General features: G+C 68.5%; 12 protein-coding genes. 6 read left to right on the top strand and 6 right to left on the bottom strand.

Features of this window, described 5'->3' with window-relative positions; all coding sequences use genetic code 11:
• Window positions 1-3: 3 nt before the first annotated feature.
• On the top strand, window positions 4-627 hold the full coding sequence (locus ACU6XJ_RS24225) for a hypothetical protein (RefSeq protein WP_476316089.1): 624 nt from the start codon (window positions 4-6) through the stop codon (window positions 625-627).
• On the opposite strand, the gene ACU6XJ_RS24220 is transcribed toward ACU6XJ_RS24225, so the two are convergent.
• The 3 genes from ACU6XJ_RS24220 to ACU6XJ_RS24210 all read right to left on the bottom strand — a co-directional run bounded on the left by ACU6XJ_RS24220 (window position 628) and on the right by ACU6XJ_RS24210 (window position 6406).
• A complete protein-coding gene (locus ACU6XJ_RS24220; protein WP_476316087.1) occupies window positions 628-3111 on the bottom strand; it encodes an FtsX-like permease family protein in 2484 nt (827 codons plus the stop codon). It lies immediately after the preceding gene.
• A gap of 69 nt (window positions 3112-3180) precedes the next feature.
• Window positions 3181-5658, bottom strand: coding sequence for an ABC transporter permease (locus ACU6XJ_RS24215; protein ID WP_476316085.1), 2478 nt, complete (start codon window positions 5656-5658; stop codon window positions 3181-3183).
• Window positions 5659-5662: 4 nt separating this feature from the next.
• The gene (locus ACU6XJ_RS24210; protein ID WP_476318611.1) at window positions 5663-6406 is read right to left on the bottom strand and encodes an ABC transporter ATP-binding protein; all 744 of its coding nucleotides are present in this window, start codon (window positions 6404-6406) and stop codon (window positions 5663-5665) included.
• 182 nt (window positions 6407-6588) lie between these two features.
• On the opposite strand from ACU6XJ_RS24210, the gene ACU6XJ_RS24205 reads away from it, so the two are divergent.
• Both ACU6XJ_RS24205 and paaN read left to right on the top strand, forming a co-directional pair.
• The gene (locus ACU6XJ_RS24205) at window positions 6589-7134 is read left to right on the top strand and encodes an NUDIX hydrolase (RefSeq protein ID WP_476316082.1); all 546 of its coding nucleotides are present in this window, start codon (window positions 6589-6591) and stop codon (window positions 7132-7134) included.
• Window positions 7135-7236: 102 nt separating this feature from the next.
• Window positions 7237-8916 carry a phenylacetic acid degradation protein PaaN gene (gene paaN / locus ACU6XJ_RS24200; RefSeq protein ID WP_476316079.1) on the top strand — a complete coding sequence of 560 codons (1680 nt, stop codon included), beginning with the start codon at window positions 7237-7239 and terminating at the stop codon, window positions 8914-8916.
• Between the two features lie 44 nt (window positions 8917-8960).
• Here paaN and ACU6XJ_RS24195 read toward each other — a convergent pair whose 3' ends face one another.
• A complete protein-coding gene (locus tag ACU6XJ_RS24195; RefSeq protein WP_476316076.1) occupies window positions 8961-9914 on the bottom strand; it encodes a DUF1996 domain-containing protein in 954 nt (317 codons plus the stop codon).
• 175 nt (window positions 9915-10089) lie between these two features.
• Entirely contained in the window at window positions 10090-11886 is a 1797-nt protein-coding gene (arc, locus tag ACU6XJ_RS24190; protein WP_476316074.1) for a proteasome ATPase, read from the bottom strand.
• A 434-nt stretch (window positions 11887-12320) separates the two neighbouring features.
• Here arc and ACU6XJ_RS24185 point away from each other — a divergent pair, with 434 nt between their 5' ends.
• The 3 genes from ACU6XJ_RS24185 to ACU6XJ_RS24175 all read left to right on the top strand — a co-directional run bounded on the left by ACU6XJ_RS24185 (window position 12321) and on the right by ACU6XJ_RS24175 (window position 14636).
• Window positions 12321-13169 (top strand): hypothetical protein, encoded by an 849-nt coding sequence (locus tag ACU6XJ_RS24185; protein ID WP_476316071.1) that lies wholly within the window; start codon window positions 12321-12323, stop codon window positions 13167-13169.
• A 150-nt stretch (window positions 13170-13319) separates the two neighbouring features.
• On the top strand, window positions 13320-14123 hold the full coding sequence (locus tag ACU6XJ_RS24180; protein WP_476316068.1) for a hypothetical protein: 804 nt from the start codon (window positions 13320-13322) through the stop codon (window positions 14121-14123).
• 96 nt (window positions 14124-14219) lie between these two features.
• Window positions 14220-14636: a hypothetical protein gene (locus tag ACU6XJ_RS24175; RefSeq protein WP_476316066.1), complete on the top strand. Its 417-nt coding sequence runs from the start codon at window positions 14220-14222 to the stop codon at window positions 14634-14636.
• 75 nt (window positions 14637-14711) lie between these two features.
• Here the strand turns inward: ACU6XJ_RS24175 and ACU6XJ_RS24170 are convergent, their stop codons facing one another.
• Window positions 14712-15545, bottom strand: coding sequence for a tRNA (adenine-N1)-methyltransferase (locus ACU6XJ_RS24170; RefSeq protein ID WP_476316064.1), 834 nt, complete (start codon window positions 15543-15545; stop codon window positions 14712-14714).
• Window positions 15546-15560 lie beyond the last annotated feature (15 nt).

The raw sequence follows: 15560 nt of genomic DNA, 5'->3' as shown, positions 1-15560 counted from the left end.
GCGGTGTCCGGCGGGTGGCTCTACGTCCTTGTCGGTGTGGTCTTCGTTCCGGTGCTGGTCTATGTGATCGCCAAAGTCAGCGGGGCGAATCTCGGCGGTTCGGCGGGGTCGAGCGGATGGGAGTTCGAGGAGCGGTTCTCCCATCCGCGGCTGGGTGAAGCGCGGCATATCGGCGAGACGCATAGCCTGCGGATTCGGGGCGAGTATCGGGGTATGCGATTCACCGCCGGCTCTACTTCGACCTTTCGTGGGGTTAGTGGCTACACCGATTCGGCTGGCAACTACGACCTCCGCCATCGCTACGACACGGACACGGTGATCACGCTGGAGGATGTCGGGCCGTTGCCGTACGCGGTGATCGCGGTGGACAGGCGCACGAAGGGGGTGGCCATCGCGGCGTTGCCGGAGGTGGAGCAGGCCATCCGGGCTTCCCCGCTGCTGCCGTGGCTGGTCCGCAAAGGACGCAGGCTCGGTGTCATCCGGATCGACGCGGACTCTGTGTCCAGTGAGTCGAGTGACGATCTGGATGTGCTGCGGATCAAGTTCCGGCTGGTCCGGCTGAGGCGGTTGATCTCGCTGTTTCCTGAGCGGGCCAGGGCGTATCACCTCCAGGGCGAGGCTCCTTGATCAGCCAGTCGCCAGGGCGGCGGCGGGCGGGATGCGGACGGCGCTGCGGGCTGCGAAGGCGGCTGAGGCGGCCGCCAGCGCGAGGACGGTGATTGCGCTGGCTGCCAGGAGGGTCCAGGAGGCGTTGGGCCAGACGAATTGGTTGAGCGACATCAGGGCGAGTTCGGCGTAGATGGCGCCGGTGAGGCCGCCGCCGATGATGCCCGCGCCCGCCAGCAGGGTGCCTTCGCCGATGACGCCCCAGCGCAGGCCCGCGCGGGTGATGCCGAGGGCTCGGCGCAGGCCCAGTTCTCGGCGGCGTTCCCAGACGGAGACCGAGGAGGTAATGCCGATTCCGGCGATGGCCACTAGGACGGAGAAGCCCAGCAGGACCGCGAACAGGATGAGGCCTAGCTGGATGTTCTCGTCTTCTTCGCGGTACTTGTCGATCTTGGTTTGGGCGCGGACGGTGGGATGGTCGGCGGTGGCGGCGGTGATGGCGTCGCGGTAGTGGCTGGGGTCGGCGCCGGGTTTTAGGGCTGCCAGGACCGAGGTGGTGGGACTGATCGTCTCGTCGGCGATCGCGAGGTCACCGGTCACGGCCTCGGGGAGCCTGCCGAGGTAGCGGAAGGTGCGGGGGCTGCCGGGGAGGCCGGCGACGGTGACTTCGGCGCCTTCGCGGAGTTCGGCTCGGTCGGCCAGGTAGTCGGCGACCAGCACGCCGTTCGCGGTGAGCTGGGGGGCGGGCTGGCCGATGCCGGTGAGCATGGCGTGCAGGGCGGCGGGGTTGACGCCGATCAGGGTCTGCTCGCGTTCGATGCCCCGCATGGTCACCTCGGCGCGGTGAATGGCGACCGCACCCGCGGCGTCCGGGTGGGTGGTGGCGATCTGGACGGCCTGGACGGGCAGCGGGCGTGTGCCGGTGTCGGAGACCACCACGTCCGGTTGGGGCTCGGCGCGGAAGTCGGCGAGGGCGCTGGTCATGGTGCCGAGTAGGACGGTGGCAAAGACGAGCAGGGAGGCGGTGGCGGCCAGGGGGCGGGCCACCGCGGCGGAGCGCTGGGGCATGCGGCGGACCTCGGCGGCGGCGAGTTTGGCGGTGGGGCCGCCGAGTCGGCCGTTGAGGGTGATCAGCTTGGCCAGGGCGGGGATGGTGACCGCACCGAAGGACCAGAACAGGCCGAACACCATGCTGATCGCCGAGAACGTGATCGCGAACAGCGCGCCCGCGGTGCCCTTCGTCAGGATGGCCAGTGCCGCCAGGAGCAGGCCGAAGCCGACCAGGAGCCAGCCGAAGACCCTGGCCTGTGGGGACAGGGCGCCGTCGGTGGCTTCGGCGTCGGAGTCACGGAGGGCGGTCAGCGGGCTGACCCGCGAGGCGGCCAATGCGGGGCGGAGTGCAGCACCCGCCGAGAGGACGGCGGCGATGATCACACCGGTCACGGTCTGGCCCGCCGAGGGCAGCAGATCTGGGGTCAGTTGGGCGGAGCCGAGCAGCGCGGAGACGCCGGTGGCGTCCAACAGGCCTGCCAGCACCGTGGCCAGCGGGCCTGCGGCGAGGACACCGATGACGCCTGCCAGGGCGCCGGTGATGGTGGCCTCGATGAGGCTGGCGACCACCAGCGGGCCTCGGGGGCCGCCGACGCAGCGCAGCAGGGCGGTCTGACGTTGGCGTTGGAGGTAGACCGCGCGGTAGGCCGACACCGCGACGACGACCGCGGTGGCCAGGGCGAGGATGCTGAACAGCAGCAGGATGTCGGCGCCTTCGGCGTTCGCCCGATATGCCGTGGCCGCGGGAATGACGTCGTTGCCGCCTGCGACCGTGGCGACGGCGGAGCGGACCGCGGCCGGGTCGGCGGTCGGGCTCAGGACCAGGTCGAACTGTTTGGTGGTCGGCTCGGGGTTGAGCTTGGCCGCCAGCAGCGGGCCACCCACGAGCAGCGGTTCCTGGGTGCCCGCGCCGCGGACGGTGACGCCGGTGACCGCGACCTGAAGTTTGCGGCCGCCCGTGTCGGCGAGGTCCAGCAGTGAACCCGGTTGCAGGCCGAGGCGCTGCGCGAGGACGCGGTCCACCGCCACCTCGTTGTCCGCCTCCGGGGCACGGCCCTGCCAGATGGGCACGCGGCGCAAGCCCGATTCGGCCGGTTCGATCTCCATCCGCGCCTGGTTGCCCGCCCTGCCATCGCGTTCCAGCACATCCACCTCGGCGGTGCGCACCGGCACGACTCTGTCCACTCCGGACACACTCGCGACACGTGCCGCCAGCCCGGCGTCCAACGGCGCGGGTTTCGCGTCGAAGTCGACGGGTCGTCGCACGGTGAGCGTGACGCTGCTCGGCTTCTGGGACGCGCCCTCGGTCTGGGTGCTCTCGAAGGCGCCGCTGAGCAGTTGGGAGCCGATCAGGCAGGCGATGCCGACGACCAGTGCCAAGCCGGGCAGCAGGGCGCGTCCAGGCCGGGTGCGGAGTTCGGCCAGCGCAAGCCGGAGCAGGGTGGACGGGTTCAACGGAGCTTCCTTCGCAGGTCAGGGCTCGTGAGTGCGCAGTTCCAACGCCACTGCGCACTCACGAGGGGATCAGGTGGCGGTGATTGCCTGGAGCGGGCCGACCTTGGCCGAACGCTGGGCGGGCAGGACCGCGGCCAGCAGGGCCAGCGTCAGCAGGCCGCCGCCGACCAGGGCTATCTGTCCGGTCGGGATGGTCAGCACATCGCCCATGCCCATGGCGCGGGCGCCGAGCATGCCGTAGGCGATGCCCAGACCGAGGCCGACGACGGCGGCGAAGCCGCCGAAGAGGACCGCCTCCCAGGCGAGCATGGAGCGCAGGCCGTTGCGGTGCAGCCCCAGCGCGCGGAGCAGGCCGGATTCCTGGGTTCGCTCCACAACGGACAGTGAGAGCGTCACCCCGACGCCGACGACCGCCACCAGCACGGTCATGCCGACGAGACCGAGCGCGACGTAGGTGACGTTGCGCATGGCGCTCTCGTAGGACGCGCGGATGTCGGCGGGCAGATCGAGGGCGATGCCCGGCGTGGTGCCGATCGCCTCGGTCAGGGCACGGCGGATCGCCTCGACGTCGGCGCCCTTGGCGTCGACCAGCAGCCGGCTGATGCCCGTATCAGGTTGCAGGCGGCGCAGATCGGGGAGGTTCACGGCGAAGTCGCCGAGGACGCCCGCACCACGGTGGACCGCGGCGACCTTCAACTCCAGCCGCCGCTCCCCCACCGTCAGCGTCACCGCGTCGCCCGCTTTGAGGCCCGACTGCTTCGCTTGTGCGGCGCTGACCAGTACGGTGCCGGGCACGAACGACGCCAGGTTGCCCTCGGCCATCTTCGTGGCGGCCAGCGGAGGGTAGGCGCCCATGTCGATGCCCGCCAGGTATGTGGCCGCGGTCTTGCCTGCCACGTTCGCCTCGGCTTCCAGCCCGGAGACCGGCGCGGTGGCGGTCACGCCGGGCACGGCGCGGACCTTGTCGATCACCTGGGAGGGAATGCGATCCTCTGGGTTGTTCGTGCTCAGCATGGCGACCGCGGGGAACTCGCTGTCCAACGAGGCGTTCGCGGAGGCCTGGCCGGAGGACATCACCACCAGCACCGAGGACAGCAGCGTCACGCCAAGGGTGAGCACGGCGGTGGCGGCGGCGGTGCGCTTGGGCACCCTGATGGTATTGCCGACAGCCATCCGGCCGGGCACCCTGCCGACGGCCTTCACCGGCAGGCCGATCACCCTGGCCAGCAACGGGACCAGCAGCGGCCCGATCGCGAGCAGTGCGGCGTAGGTCAGGATGCCCGAGGCCGCGGTGGCGAACATCCGCGGCTCGGCGCCGCTTGAGGATTCCGCGTCCAATTGCCCGAACACCGCCAGCGCCACCGCTCCCGCGAGGAAGACCGCGCCCAGGACAAGGCGGGGTGTCTTGCGGGGTGCGCCCGCGTCGGTTTGCTGGCTGGCACCGAGGGCCGCGACCGGCGGCACCTTTGTGCCCGCGACGGCAGGCACCACCGCGGCCAGGGTCGTCACGACGGTGGCGAGGCCGATACAGATCAGCATGCTGGACAGCGAGATCGCCAGCGCGGGCATCGGGAAGTCCGGCGAGTCGAGCACGCCGATCACGGCGTAGCCCAGCAGAATAGCGATGCCGACGCCGATCAGACCTGCCACCGCGCCCGTGATGGCGGCTTCGGCCAGCAGCGAGCGCAGCACCTGTCCCCTGCTCGCGCCGACACAGCGCAGCAGTGCGGTGCGCCGCTTGCGCTGCGCCACGATGATGCGGAACGTGGAGGACACCACCACCGCCGCGGCGAACATCGCGATGGCCACGAACAGACCGAGCCCGATGATCACGGCGTCGAGTTGCCGCAGGTTGTCCTTGATCTCCTCGGCGATCACGTCCTTGCCCGCTCGGACCGGGGTGGTGCCTGCGATGTCCTTGGCGGCGCCCAGCACGGCGTCGGCCTTGCCGGGTTCGGCGGCGATGTTGACACGTTCCCAACCGGTGGCGCCCGAGATGGCCCTGCCGAATTCGGGCAGCGCGATCATCATCCCGCCGATGTCGGTGCGCACGTTCACCACGCCCGCGACGGTGACCGTGCGGGTGCTGCCGTCGGCACCAGGCACCTCGATGGTGCTGCCCGTCTTGAGGTTTTCGCGCTGTGCGGTTTTCTCCGACACCAGAACCTGATTCGGTGACTTCAGCTCGACCGGGTATTTGGACAGCGGGCCGCTGCCGGGGTCGGAGAGCACGATCCACCGATCGCCGCTCTTGGCCATCGGCGCGGAAGCGAAGTCGACGGGCGCGACCTGGCGGACGCCGGGGATGGCCCGCAGCCGCGCCACGGTCGCATCGTCGAGGCGTTCGGCGCCGCCGTCGGAACCGACCACCACATCCGTGGCGGCGGGGGTGTCGCTGCCCTGCGCGGTGATCGCGGCGCGGGCGGTGTCGGAGATCAGCAGGGTGCCCGCGGCGAACACGGTGGCGACCACGACGGCCAAGCCGGTGAGCAGCAGCCTGCTGGGGCGCTGGCGGATTTCCGCCAGCACGGTGCGGAGCACGATCACGGTCTCAGGCCCCCAGCCGCTTCAGGGCGTCCAGCACGGTGTCCGGGGTGGGCCGGAAAATCTCGCCCGCGGGTCGGCCGTCGGCGAGCAGGACTACGCGGTCGGCGTAGGAGGCGGCCACCGGGTCGTGGGTGACCATGACCACGGTCTGGCCGAACTCGTGCACCGAGCGGCGCAGGAAGTTCAGCACCTGCTGGCCGGAGCGGGAGTCCAGGTTGCCGGTCGGCTCGTCCGCGAACACCACCTCGGGTCGGGTGATGAGGGCGCGGGCGACGGCGACGCGCTGCTGCTGGCCACCGGAGAGTTGCGCGGGGCGGTGGGACAGGCGGTCGGCCAGCCCCAGGATGTCCACCAGCTGACCCAGCCAGGGGCGGTCCACCGGCCTGCCCGCCAGGTCCAGCGGAAGCCGGATGTTCTGCTCCGCGGTGAGCTGCGGGAGCAGGTTGAACGCCTGGAAAACGAACCCGACGCGGTCGCGGCGCAGCGTGGTGAGCTGGCGGTCGGTGAGCCGGGTGAGCTCGGTGTCGCCGAGCATGATCTGACCGCCATCGGCGGTGTCGAGCCCGGCCAGGCAGTGCATGAGCGTGGACTTGCCGGAGCCCGACGGCCCCATGATCGCGGTGAACTTGCTTGCGTGGATGTCGATGGAGACTTCGTCGAGTGCCCGGACGGCGGCCTCGCCCTTGCCGTAGGTCTTGGTGAGGTTGACGGTGCGGGCGGCGATGCGGAGCTGCGTCGGCGCTGTCATCGCGGGCGGTGCGCTGGTCACTGCTTCTCCCCTGGTTCGGTGGTGAATGCAGGATTGAAGCTATGAACTGCGCTGGTCAGAGCACATCATGCGGGCGAATGGACGTGGATCAGCCCTCGGGGGCAAGCAGGCGCCCGGAACATCAGCCCGCAGTCGTACAACCCCTGTGCCAGCATCGGGGTGTGACCCCGGCACAGGAACTTGTCGCGATCCACGACGCCGCAGGCCAGGTGATCGGCAGCACCCCGAGATGGCGGATGCGCGCCGAGGGTCTGTGGCATGCCGCGACCTACGTGCTGCTCCGCTCGGGTGACGGCCGGTCGGTGTACGTCCACAAGCGGACTGACACCAAGGACATCGCGCCAGGCGAGTACGACTGCTGGGCGGGCGGCGTCGTGGCAGCGGGCGAGGACCCCGACGACTGCGCCCGCCGCGAGCTTGCCGAGGAACTCGGTGTTCGCGACGTCGCTCTCCAACCGCTGTTCACCGACCGCTTCGACAGGCCGCCGTGCCGCATCCACATGCACGCCTACCAGGCATTCTGGGACGGCCCGGTGATCCACCAGCCCGAAGAGATCGCCTCTGGCGGCTGGATGTCCCTCGCCGAGCTCCACTCCCGCCTGGCCGACCCCGCATGGCCATTCGTGGCGGACGGGCGGGCGCTCCTCTCCCGAATTAGTGTCCAAGATCGGGGAGTAACGGCGTTACTGGCGGAATTCGGACACTGATTCGGGGAGGATGTGTCAGTTGGAGGCTTGCGTGAGGGTCTAGTGTCACAAGCGTAGCTAGGGTGGGATTGCTGGACAGCGACGTCTGCAGGGAGAGAACTCGTGGCAGTGGACTTCTTCGAGCGGCATCGTGAGCTGCTCGACCGGGCCGTAGCGGCCATCGATGCCAGGGAGTACTTCAGTCAGTACCCGGAATCACCGAGCAAGTCCGTGTACGGGGAGGACGCCGCCGAGGTAGGCCAGAAGGCCTTCGAGGCGTACCTGAACTCCGAGTTCAACCTCGACCAACCCGGCAGCCGGGGCACCGTGGGCGACGAGGTCTCCCCCTACGGCACCCCGCTCAACGTCAAGTACCCGCACAGCGACCCCGCCGCGCTGGTGGAAGCCGCGAAAACCGCGCTGCCCGCATGGCGGGACGCCGGCCCGCAGGCCCGCGCCGGGGCGGCGGTGGAGATCATCAACCGGATCAACGGCCGCAGCTTCGAGATGGCGCACGCCGTGCAGCACACCACCGGCCAGGCGTTCGTGATGGCCTTCCAGGCGGGCGGACCGCACGCCCAGGACCGGGCGCTGGAGGCGGTGGCCTTCGCCTACGCCGAGCAGGTCCGCCAGCCGCAGCGGGCCCGCTGGGAGAAGCCGGCGCGCAAGGGCGAGCCGCTGCGGATGGACAAGAAGTTCACCGTGGTGCCCCGAGGCGTGGCGCTGGTGGTCGCCTGCAACACGTTCCCGACCTGGAACAGCTACCCCGGCCTGTTCGCGAGCCTGGTCACCGGCAACCCAGTGATCATCAAGCCGCACCCCAAGGCCGTGCTGCCGCTGGCGATCAGCGTCAAGATCGCCCGCGATGTGCTGTCCGAGGCGGGCTTCGACCCCAACCTCGTCACCCTGGCCGTGGAGGCACCCGGCGAGAAGATCGCCAGCGACCTCGCCCTGCACGCCGACGTGCGCATCGTGGACTTCACCGGCTCCACCGAGTACGGCGATTGGTTGGAGGCCAACGCCAAGCAGGCCGTGGTCTACACCGAGAAGGCGGGCCTGAACACCGTCGTGGTGGACTCCACGGACGATTACAAGGGCATGCTGCGCAACCTGGCCTTCTCGCTGTCGCTCTACAGCGGCCAGATGTGCACGACCCCTCAGAACATCCTGGTGCCGCGGGACGGCATCAGCACCGACCAGGGCACCAAGACCGCCGAGGAGTTCGCGGGCGACCTGGCCGGGTCGGTGGAAAAGCTGCTCGGCGACCCGGCGCGCGCCGTGGACGTACTGGGCGCGCTGGCCAACGACGGCGTCAAGCAGCGCCTCGAGCAGGCTGCGGGGCTTGGCGAGGTGGCGCTGGCCTCCAAGTCGCTGGAGCATCCCGAGCACGCGAATGCCACCGTGCGGACGCCGATCATCGTCAAGCTGGACGCCTCGGAGGAGAAGACCTACCGCCGGGAGTGGTTCGGGCCGATCTCGTTCGTGATCAGCACTGACTCCACGGCGCACTCGCTGGATCTGCTGCGCAGCACCGTGAAGGCGCACGGCGCGCTGACCGCCTCGGTGTACTCCACCGAGGAGCAGGTGTTGACCGAGGCGGAGCAGGCCGCGCTGGACGCGGGCGTGCACCTGTCGGAGAACCTGACCCAGGGCGTGTTCGTCAACCAGAGCGCCGCGTTCAGCGACTTCCACGGCAGTGCGGCCAATCCCGCCGCCAGCGCCAGTCTCACCGACCCGGCATTCGTCGCAGGCCGCTTCTTCGTCCTCCAGTCCCGCCGCCACACCCCCGCCGCGGCGGACTGACCTGAAAACTCCCCGGGGAGCCGCGCGGGCTCCCCGGGGAGCGGTCAGCCGAGGTAGTAGGACGCGTAGCCGTCCAGTACGAACTGCTGCCAGCCGTTGATGAACTCGGCGTAGGCGGCGGTCGGGGGTCGACCGCCCGCCAAGCTGACCTCGCGGTCGTTCGGCAGGTGATAGCCGAAGACTAGGGTCAGGCCGGGCACCTTCTCCGGGAAGGCCTGCGGGCAGGCTCCGTCGCGGCTGTAGGCCAGGTGCGAGTTGTGCGTGGTGCTGTCGGTGTTGCGGCCGTCCCAGCAGTCCGGGAAGGACATCCGCAGCGTGGTGAAGCGGCGGGAGCCGCACTGCGGAACGGCGCTCGACGAGCCGCCGTTCTCCTCGCCGTCGCAGCTCCACTTGACCACCGACTCCGGCTGGGGCGCGGTGGCTGTCGCGTCGCCGATGGCCATGCGCAGGCCGGGCGGGAAGGGCTGCACTCCGCTCTTGTCGCGGGCCTCGTAGTTCGCCGATACGAACGCCGGGGTGACCTCGCGGCCGCCCGCGTACAGCGCGGGGACCCAGTAGGCGGAGGCGTCGTTGGTCTCGTCACAGGTGCTGAGCGGTGACTCCCGAAGACTTTCCGCGGTAGTCGCGGCTCGCGTCGAGGTGTTTCCGAAAAACACGTGTTTAGGTGACTTTCCTGGCTCCTCGGGAAAAACAATTGGGTCATCCGGCCTGCCGTGGCTGTAGCGGCAGGTGATGGTGAAGAAACGGTCGATACCGGTCCGAGTTTTTTCCGGTGCTCCCGTCGCTCCGTAGGTGAAATGCGATGCGTGTCCGGCGCGCCCCCCAGCGACCTGCGCCGACCCCGCACCCGGCGGTTCCGCGTGGGCACCAGGGGCTTCCACCTTGTTCGGTAGATCAGCGGAACCCGTGGCCGTCGAAACCGTTGTAGTGAGCAGGACGCTGAGCGCCCCGATCACTTGTTTGGGAGATGGTAATCGGAATGGTGTGCTGATGCGCATTGTCCGGTTCGCTCCCTGCGGCGTTGACAATGGACATGAAGTATCTTCATGAACATTTTCAATACTGTCAAGACCCGAATAACAGTTGAATCACGAACTATACGCGGCGTTACCGGGGCGCAAACGCACCTGCGCCCCGGTCCACAGGGCCGGGGCGCAGGCTTTGATCAACAAGTTACAGATATTGACCGGTGTTGGTCGTGGTGTCGATCGCCCGACCGGACTCCTGGTTCTTCCCGGTGACCAGGGTCCGGATGTAGACGATGCGCTCACCCTTCTTGCCCGAGATACGTGCCCAGTCATCCGGGTTGGTGGTGTTGGGCAGGTCCTCGTTCTCGGCGAACTCGTCCACGATGGCGTTCAGCAGGTGCTGCACGCGCAGACCCGGCTGCCTCGTCTCCAGCACGGCCTTGATCGCCGCCTTCTTCGACCGGTCCACGATGTTCTGGATCATGGCGCCGGAGTTGAAGTCGCGGAAGTAGAGCACTTCCTTGTCACCGTTGGCATAGGTGACCTCCAGGAAGCGGTTCTCCTCCGTCTCGGCGTACATCCGCTCCACGGTGTGCTGGATCATGGCCTCGATGCACGCCGTCTTGTCGCCGCCGAACTCGGCGAGGTCGTCGGCGTGGATCGGCAGGCCGGTGATCAGGTACTTGGAGAAGATGTCCTTGGCCGCCTCGGCGTCCGGACGCTCGATCTTGATCTTCACATCGAGCCGACCGGGACGCAGGATTGCCGGGTCGATCATGTCTTCCCGGTTGGACGCACCGATGACGATGACGTTCTCCAGCCCCTCAACACCGTCGATCTCGCTGAGAAGCTGCGGGACGATGGTGGTCTCCACATCCGAGGACACACCACTTCCTCGGGTGCGGAAGATCGAGTCCATCTCGTCGAAGAACACGATCACGGGGGTGCCCTCGGAAGCCTTTTCCCGAGCGCGCTGGAAGATCAGCCTGATGTGGCGTTCGGTCTCTCCCACGAACTTGTTCAGCAGCTCGGGGCCCTTGATGTTGAGGAAGTAGGACTTGGCCTGACCGTCCTCATCACCGCGGGCCAACGCGACCTGCTTGGCGAGGGAGTTCGCGACCGCCTTGGCGATCAACGTCTTGCCGCAGCCGGGAGGTCCGTAGAGCAGGACTCCCTTCGGCGGCCGGAGCTGGTACTCGCGGAACAGCTCGGCGTGCAGGAACGGAAGCTCGACCGCGTCCCGGATCTGCTCGATCTGCCGGGACAGGCCACCGATGTCGCGGTAGTCGACATCGGGCACCTCCTCCAGCACCAGATCCTCGACCTCGGCCTTGGGCACCCGCTCGTAGGCATAGCCCGCCTTGGTATCCACCAGCAGCGAATCGCCTGCCTTGAGCGGAGAGTCCACCAAGGGGTCCGCCAGCCAGACCACGCGCTCCTCGTCGGCGTGTCCGACCACGAGAGCACGATGCCCGGCGACCTCACCATCGCCGGCCAACACCTCTCGCAGCGCACACACCTCGCCGGTGCGCTCGAATGAACCGCCCTCCACGACCGTGAGGGCCTCGTTGAGCCGGACGGTCTGGCCGAGGGCCAGCTCGTCGGTCTCGACCGCGGGTGAGACCGCCACCCGCATCCGGCGGCCCGCGGTGAACACGTCCACCGTGCCGTCGGTGTGGCGGGCCAGGAACACGCCGTAGCCGCTGGGCGGCTGGGCGAGCCTGTCCACCTCTTCCCGCAGCGCCATCAGCTGGCTGCGCGCCTCGCGAAGCGTGTCGACCAGCTTCGCGTTGCGCTCGGTCAGCTGACTGACCCGGTTGGTTGCCTCGGCCAAACGCTGTTCTAGTAGTCTCACGTGCCGAGGCGATTCGGTCAGCTTGCGGCGCAGCAGCGCCACCTCATCTTCGAGAAAACGGATCTGCGCGGCCAATTCGGCCGAGCTGCTTCCGGTGTTCCGCTCGCCGCCCTCTTCGGGTCGGCTGCCGGGACGGTCGTGCTGCATGTCGGCACCCTCCTCCCGTGCTGCTACTGAGAACGCCAACGGTACCGGCGATCACCGACAAGATGGGTATCTCTTGGGCCACCCGGGCGTGCCGTGGTCAACAACCGCCCACTCGGCCGGACGAGCTACTCCATCTCAGTGGTCAGCGGAACCGGATCAGCGCTACGTTGCGTCGCACACAGGTCCAGCTCTTTCCCAATAGTCACCTACGTGGTTCCCAGGAGTCTTCCTGGCAATAACGCGGAGTTCCAGGGGAGGTGATGACTGTCCCGTCAGACGGGACGGATCGGGCCTGCGAAACCAGATCGTTACCTGTGAACTGCCGGTTTTGTACCACTCGCCCGAACGCAGCACCCCGGTGCGTGGCGGATGGGGCATAGCGACATCATTCAAGCCAGCCGTTTGGCAGATCAGACCGGCCCAGAGGGGGCGCCATGACCTATCCGCCGCAGCAACCCGGCCAACCGGACCCGTACGGGCAGCAACCGCAGCAGCCCTACGGCCAGCCGACCCCCCAGGGCGGATTCCCGCCGCACGGGCAGCCCCAGCCGGGCCCGCAGACCGGCCCCCAGCCCGGTTACGGCCAGCCCTACGGCGCCCCGCAGCAGCCCTACGGCCAGCCTCCGCAGGGCTTCGACGCCCCCGGCCAGCCGCAAGGCCAGTACGGGCAGCACCCTTACGGCCAACCCGGCTTCGGCACTCCCGGCGCGCCCGCGCCGAAGAAGAAGAGCCCGCTGCCCTGGATTCTCGGCGGCGTCGGGCTGCTCGTCGTGATCGCCCTGGTGATTGGCGCGATCTTTGTCTTCGGCGCTGGAAGCTCCGACCCCAACAAGGTCGCGCAGACCTACGCCACCTCGATGGTCGAGAAGAACCGCGACGGCATGCTGGGCGCGTTGTGCGCCTCGGACCGGTCCAAGATCGAGTCGCTGGCGGGACGCAACGCGGACGAAGAGCTCAAGAAGGCCGAGGAGGAGCTCAGGAAGTCGCAGGAGGAGGCCCGCAAGCAGATGGAGGAGTTGCAGAAGTCCATGCCCCCGGGCATGACGATCCCCTCCTTCCCGGTCCCCACCTTCGACAGGCAGAAGCTGGAGGAGCTGACCAAGACCTTCGAGCCGGTGGGAGCCACGGTCTCGGGCGTCAAGACCAGCGGTGACAGCGGCAGCTTCACCCTGGAGGTGACCACTCGGGGGGCAGGCAGCCACAAGCTGGAGCACACGCTGGTCAAGGAGGACGGCGACTGGAAGGTCTGCGGCGCGAAGCTGCCCTCCGGCACCGGCTCCTGAGCACGCGTTTTCGCAAAACCCGTCGCAGTTTTCCGCGGCGGGTTCTGCTTTTTGTCACGTTCTTCGCCCGAGTTTGACCATTCCGCGTACAGGAATGGTCTTGATGGGTGATGCTGCCCCGGCCAAGACCATCACCACCGGGGGATCATCGTGACCTATCCACCGCAGCAGGGCCCGCAGGGCGGCCACCCGCCGCAGAACCCGTACGGGCAGCAGCCTTACGGTCAGCCCAACCCGTACCAGGGCGGACAGCCGGGATTCGGCCAGGGTGCGCCGCAGTTCGGCCCTCAGCACGGGTACCAGCCGAGCCCGCCGCCCGCGGTCGGCGGCTACGACCCGGGCTTCGGGCCGGGTGGGTTCGGCAGCGAGCCCGAGCCGCAGCCCCCGAAGAAGAAGACCGGGCTGATCATCGGGGTGGTCCTGCTGGTGATCGCGCTGCTGGGCGGGGCGGGCTCCGGGGTGTACTTCCTGTTCATGGACAAGGACCCGAAGCCCACGGCGGGTGGCGGGCACACCGCGCAGTCCAAGCCGGTCAGCGACCCCAAGGTGGTCGCCCAGGAGTACGCGACGGTGTGGCAGGAGCAGTTCCGCAAGCTGCAGTTCGACCCGAGCAAGATGGACCACCTGCTGTGCCCGACCGCGCAGCAGAACATCCGCAAGTCGGTCGCCTCCCTGGAGGAGAAAAAGAAGACCAACCCGCCGACGTCGGAGGAGATGCGCGCCATCGCGGGCTTCACGATCAGCGTCAGCACCGTCTCGGTGCAGGGCGAGAAGGGCAGCGCCGAGTTCGACAGCACCGTGCCCGGCCAGAAGAAGGAGTCGATCAGCATCCCGCTGGTCAAGCAGTCCGATAGCTGGGTGCTGTGCACCAAGGACTCCTCCGCCGCACCCACCACCAAGCCCACCTCGAAGTCGACGCCGAAGTCCACGGCGAAACCGACGCCAACCGGCTGATCGTGCTGCGCCGAGCAGGTGAGGTTGGTTGTGGCCGCGATCACAGCTGACGCAGCCTGAGAGGGCTGGTCTCCCACGGGCGAGAGGGGGAGGGTCATGAACCCTGCGACAGCAGGCACGGTCATCTCGACCGCGCTGGTCCTCGGCGTCCTGATCGTCAAACTGACCGACCTGCTCAAGTACGCCTGGGATTGGGCGTTTCGCCGCAACGGCGGCGACGGCAAGAACGGCCTGCTCACGTTCCTCGTCGCCACCGCTGCCGGTGTGCTGGCGGTGTTCGTGTTCCGCTCGACGCAGTGGGCGGATGAGATCGTGATCGGGGATCATCCGCTCTCCCAGCTCAATGTCTGGTCGACGATCGTGTTCGGTGTGGTCGCCGCCTCGGTCGCGGCGACGATCTACGACTTCAAGAAGGCCATCGACAACTCGGAGACCGCGAGCACGCCGCGCCTGCTGGATGTGGCGGAACGCGAACGCAAGACCCGGATGGCCAGGTACTTCGAAACCGGGTAGATCCCGGTTCACCCAAGTGCCGGGCATGGTGGTCGTCCGGCCGCGGGTATACCGGTGATGTCGGGGCCTCCCCGACTACCCCCTGCTTGGCCGGCGTTGCGGCTTGGGCGTGGTCACGCCCTCCGCAAGCCGTCGCGTGGTGAGAAGAAAAGCCGTGTGGGCCACCATCCGGTGTTCCGGCCGCACCGCAAGGCCCACAACGTGCCACGGCCGGACCAGCGTCTCCCACGCCTCGGGCTCGGTCCAGCACTGCTGTTCCCGGATCGCCTCGGTGATCCGGGACAGCTGGGTGACCGTGGCGATGTAGACGACCAGCACCCCGCCGGGGATCAGTGCCTTGGAGACGGTGTCCAGTTGCTCCCACGGGGAGAGCATGTCCAGCACGATCCGGTCCACCTCGCCGGTGTGCGTCGCGAGGTCGCCGACGTGCAGAGTCCAGTTGGGCGGCTGCTCACCGAAGAACTGCCGCACGTTGCGCTCGGCGTGCTCGGCGTGGTCATCGCGGATCTCGTAGGAGGTGACGCTGCCCTTCTCCCCCACCGCGCGTAGCAGTGAGCAGGTCAGCGCGCCCGAACCGGCACCCGCCTCCAGGACCCTGGCGCCGGGGAAGATGTCGCCGTACATGACGATCTGGGCGGCGTCCTTGGGGTAGATCACCTGGGCGCCGCGCGGCATGGACAGCACGTAGTCGTTGAGCAGCGGCCGCAGCGCGAGGAAGGTCGTCCCGGCCACCGAGGTGACCGTGCTGCCCTCCGGGGCGCCGATCAGGTGATCATGGGCGATCGCACCGCGATGGGTGTGGTAGTCCTTGCCCTCCTCCAGCACGATCGTGTACCGCCGCCCCTTGGGGTCGGTCAGCTGCACACGATCGCCCGGCCGGAACGGCCCGCTGTTGTTGACCACGCACATCCCATCATTTCGTAA

The sequence above is a fragment of the Actinorectispora metalli genome (assembly GCF_056323685.1).
This window is presented reverse-complemented; position numbering and strand designations above follow the sequence as displayed.